The sequence below is a fragment of the Cellulomonas bogoriensis 69B4 = DSM 16987 genome (assembly GCF_000767165.1).
Classification (GTDB): domain Bacteria; phylum Actinomycetota; class Actinomycetes; order Actinomycetales; family Cellulomonadaceae; genus Actinotalea; species Actinotalea bogoriensis.
This window is the reverse complement of sequence record NZ_AXCZ01000218.1, coordinates 1-3,728: the sequence shown is the minus strand read 5'-3', so window position 1 is coordinate 3,728 and position 3,728 is coordinate 1. Positions and strand designations below refer to the sequence as shown.

Here is a 3,728-nt window from a genome sequence, read left to right as displayed (position 1 = left end):
CGTCCGCCTGACCAAGGCCGCCGACGACCCCCGACGCGACGAGGGCCTCGCCTGGCAGGTCCGCGAGCTCGCCGAGGAGCTGGCGCAGGCCCGCACCACTGCGGCCGCCGGGGCACCGGACCCGGGCCGGGCGGCCCGGCTGCAGGACGTGGCGTGGATGCTGGAGGAGCTGCGCGTCAGCCTGTTCGCCCAGCAGATGGGCACCGCGCACCCGGTCTCGGCCAAACGGGTGAGGGCAGCGCTGCACGAGATCCGCTGAGACCCCCGGGCAAACGCTTACCCGCCGGATGTGCCCGGTCCCACCGGACTTCACCCGGGGGAAACCTCGTCCACAACTTGCAAGTCCCTCGCACAGGCCTCTCTAGATCGGTACATTCTGGACATGGCCGATCACCTACGCAGCCTCAAAGGGGAAGACGCCGCGAGCTTGGAGGCCCGTCTGGCACTGAACTCCACCCGGTCCGGCGTGGACCGCGCGGTGCTCGGCGCAGTGCGTGACGGGCTCATCGAGGTGCTCGCCGACGACGACCTCGTGGACACCTCCGGCCCGATGGCCCCGTTGCACGCCGAGCACCGTCGCACCGGGTGACCCGCTGCTTCGGGGACGGGGACCCTCTGTACGAGCGGTACCACGACACCGAGTGGGGCGTGCCCGTCCGAGGCGACACGGAGCTGTTCGAGCGGCTGAGCCTCGAGGCGTTCCAGTCAGGGCTCGCCTGGATCACCATCCTGCGCAAGCGCCCCGCCTTCCGTGAGGTGTTCGCCGGCTTCGACCCCGCCGCCGTCGCCCGCTTCGACCACGACGACGTGGCCAGGCTCCTGGGCGAGACGCGGATCGTGCGCAACCGCGCCAAGATCGAGGCGGTCGTGGCCAACGCCCGTGCCGTGCTCGAGCTCCACGCCCAGGGCCGCACCCTCACCGACCTGGTGTGGGCCCACGCACCCACGCCCCCACGACCCCGTCCGGTGCGACCGGAGGACGTCCCGGCCAGCACGCCGGAGTCCGCCGACCTGGCCCGCACCCTGAAGGCCGCCGGGTTCCGGTTCGTCGGGCCGACCACCGCGTACGCCACCATGCAGGCCTGCGGACTGGTCGACGACCACCTTCCCGGGTGCACCACCCTCAGCCGATGAGCCCACCCGGGGTGGTCGCACGCACGGCGAGCGCCTCGACGATCCGCACGTCCCCGTCCAACCAGTCGACGTCGGCCCAGGCCCCGGGCTGCAACCACGCGACCTGGTCGTGCTCGACCAGGGGCACCGGGTCGCCGGCGGTGAGGACCGCCGCCCACAGGCGCAGCACGTGCCGGGGCGTGATGCGCCACGCGCCGGCGTCCGGCCCGGGAAGCTCGGCACCCAGGCGGACACCCACGCCGAGCTCCTCACGCAGCTCCCGGTGCAGAGCCTGCTCGGGGGACTCCCCCGGTTCGACCTTCCCACCCGGGAACTCCCAGCGGCCGGCCAGCTCGACCGGACGGCATCGGCGCGCGGCGAGCAGCCTGCGCGGGTGGGTCAGGTCGTCGACCACGGCGGCCGCCACCACGAGGGTCAACGGGGGGACGGCGCTCATGGCAAGCAGTGTCCCAGGCCCACCGGGCCGCTGCCGCAGGCGCCCGGCTCAGCGGGGCAGGTGCCAGCTGCCGTGCGCGGCCTCGGCGATGCGACCCGCGAGCTCCTCAGGAGCCTGGGCACCTCGCCCGAACCAGCCCCCACCCTCGGTGACCAGCACGTACAGGTCGACCTGCCGACCGGCTTTCGCCTCGGCCACCACCAGGCGGTTCAACCGACAGCTCTCCTCCTTGCCCGCGGCCTGGCAGTCGCGGCGGGAGATCTCGCCCAGCCCGCGGGACCCGAACGTGCGGTACAGGTCCCGTGAGGCACCCACGTAGCGCGTGACCCCGGCCTGGACCAGGGCGAACACCCCCGGGTCGCGGGGCAGACGCCGCTCGGGCTCCACCCTGCCGAACGGCCCGAGCGCCCACGCGGGGAACCTCTGCTCGACCGCCGCCATGCCGGCCAGCGGGGCGTGCTCGTACACCGACCCGTCCGACTCGAGCTCGACGAGCAGCCGGCCGTGGTACGTCAGGACGGTACGGGCCAGGACGATGTGGTCCGGTGCCCAGTGCGCGTCCGACGGCGAGCTCGCAGCCGGACGGTCCACACCTCACCCACTTCGCACGGGGCCCGCGCGGGCCAAGGACGCTCGCCCTCGACACTACCGACACGACCGGCCACAGCGCCTGTCGCACAGGGTGATTCGTCCCGATCCACGGACCGGTTCACCCCATGGGACGACTCGCGTCACCCGTCTGCGCGGGTGGGCTCAGCGCAGACCGATCTCGCGGGCGCAGGCCACGGCCTCGGCCCGGTTGGAGACGCCGAGCTTCTTGTAGACGCTACGGACCTGGGACTTCACGGTGTTGCGGGTGACGAAGAGCCGGGTGGCGATCTCCTCGAGAGTGACGTCCTCGTCCAGGTTCGACAGGATGACGCGCTCGCGGCGAGTGAGCGGCTCGGTGCTGCGCTGCATCGGGACCGTGTCCATCGACATGGTGACCTCCAGGTGACCGCGGTGCCGGGGGATCGCACCGCCGTGTGTTGCTCTGACACTCATGAGATCGGCAAGGTCACCCAGGATGACGCGGTTTTCACCCGCGAATTTCACACGACCGGCTTGCGCTGCAAGATCAACAAGGGGTAGGAGCGGTGCCATGTGAGCGTTAACGCAGGTCATCGCGTCGCGCACTTTCCTGCACGTTGCAGCAAGATTCACCCGATCGGACCATCGGGCGACACGCCGGGCGTCCGCGCCCGCCCGCCCAGGCCGGGCAGGCGCGGCACCCGGGACCGGGCGCGCCGGTCAGGCGTCGAGCCCGGTCAGGCGTCGAGCAGGGCCCGGTACTGCTCCGCGGTGAGCAGACCGTCGGTCGAGGTCGCCTCCACCGTCAGCATCCACCCCTTGCCGTACGGGTCGTCGTTGATCAGGTGCGGGTCGGTGACGACGGCGTCGTTGACCGCGACCACGGTGCCGGTGACCGGGGAGTAGATCTCGGACACGGACTTGGTGGACTCCACCTCGCCGCACACCGTCCCGGCGGTGACCGTGTCACCCACCGCGGGCAGCTCGACGAACACCAGCTCGCCGAGCGCCTGGGCGGCATGCTCGGTGATGCCGAAGGTGACGTGCTCCTCCTGGCGCACCCACTCGTGCTCGGCGGTGTAGCTCAGGTCTGCGGGGATGGTCGTCACAGGGTTCTCCTCGGTGGTCGTGGCTCGGGCCGGCGTCGGGGCTAGTCTCTCGCGCGTCGGTAGAAGGGCAACGGGGTCACGACCACCGGCAGGTCACGCCCACGGACGTCCACCACCAGGTCGGTGCCCTCGACGGCGACCTCGGGGGTCACGTACGCCATCGCGACGGGCACACCCAGCGTCGGGGACAGGACGCCCGACGTCACCTCCCCCGCCGTCGCCCCGGTGGGGGTGCGCACCTCGTACCCGGCGCGCGGGGCACGACGCCCCTCACCACGCAGTCCCACCAGCACCCGGGCCGGCGGGGCGACCGCGCGGGCCGCGAGCGCCTCACGCCCCACGAACGGCACCGGCTGCCCGTCGGTGTCGGTCTTGCCCAGGCGGACGACCCGGCCCAGGCCCGCGTCGTGGGGAGTGGTGGTGGCGGTGAGCTCGTGCCCGTACAGGGGCATGCCCGCCTCGAGGCGCAGCGTGTCGCG

General features: G+C 72.5%; 8 protein-coding genes. 3 read left to right on the top strand and 5 right to left on the bottom strand.

All coding sequences use genetic code 11. The features are described from left to right. The 3 genes from N869_RS13560 to N869_RS13550 form a co-directional block, all read left to right on the top strand. Positions 1–259, top strand: a 259-nt coding sequence (locus N869_RS13560) for a DUF3418 domain-containing protein (protein WP_035062453.1), incomplete at its 5' end; no start/stop codon positions are given. A 123-nt stretch (positions 260–382) separates the two neighbouring features. Beyond that, positions 383–589 carry a hypothetical protein gene (locus tag N869_RS13555; protein ID WP_035062452.1) on the top strand — a complete coding sequence of 69 codons (207 nt, stop codon included), beginning with the start codon at positions 383–385 and terminating at the stop codon, positions 587–589. After that, positions 586–1,134: a DNA-3-methyladenine glycosylase I gene (locus N869_RS13550; protein WP_035062450.1), complete on the top strand. Its 549-nt coding sequence runs from the start codon at positions 586–588 to the stop codon at positions 1,132–1,134. The genes N869_RS13555 and N869_RS13550 overlap by 4 nt, the downstream gene beginning before the upstream one ends. On the opposite strand, the gene N869_RS13545 is transcribed toward N869_RS13550, so the two are convergent. The 5 genes from N869_RS13545 to N869_RS13525 form a co-directional block, all read right to left on the bottom strand. Beyond that, positions 1,124–1,570, bottom strand: a complete 447-nt coding sequence (locus tag N869_RS13545) for an NUDIX domain-containing protein (RefSeq protein ID WP_035062448.1) — start codon at positions 1,568–1,570, stop codon at positions 1,124–1,126. The two genes, N869_RS13550 and N869_RS13545, sit on opposite strands and share 11 nt — an antisense overlap. A gap of 48 nt (positions 1,571–1,618) precedes the next feature. Next, positions 1,619–2,161 carry a hypothetical protein gene (locus tag N869_RS13540; RefSeq protein WP_035062447.1) on the bottom strand — a complete coding sequence of 181 codons (543 nt, stop codon included), beginning with the start codon at positions 2,159–2,161 and terminating at the stop codon, positions 1,619–1,621. A 162-nt stretch (positions 2,162–2,323) separates the two neighbouring features. Further along, the gene (locus N869_RS13535) at positions 2,324–2,551 is read right to left on the bottom strand and encodes a helix-turn-helix domain-containing protein (RefSeq protein WP_156968560.1); all 228 of its coding nucleotides are present in this window, start codon (positions 2,549–2,551) and stop codon (positions 2,324–2,326) included. 326 nt (positions 2,552–2,877) lie between these two features. Beyond that, positions 2,878–3,249, bottom strand: a complete 372-nt coding sequence (gene gcvH, locus N869_RS13530; RefSeq protein WP_035062445.1) for a glycine cleavage system protein GcvH — start codon at positions 3,247–3,249, stop codon at positions 2,878–2,880. A 41-nt stretch (positions 3,250–3,290) separates the two neighbouring features. Further along, the coding region (locus N869_RS13525) for a glycine cleavage T C-terminal barrel domain-containing protein (RefSeq protein ID WP_035062444.1) at positions 3,291–3,728 on the bottom strand (438 nt) is incomplete at its 5' end.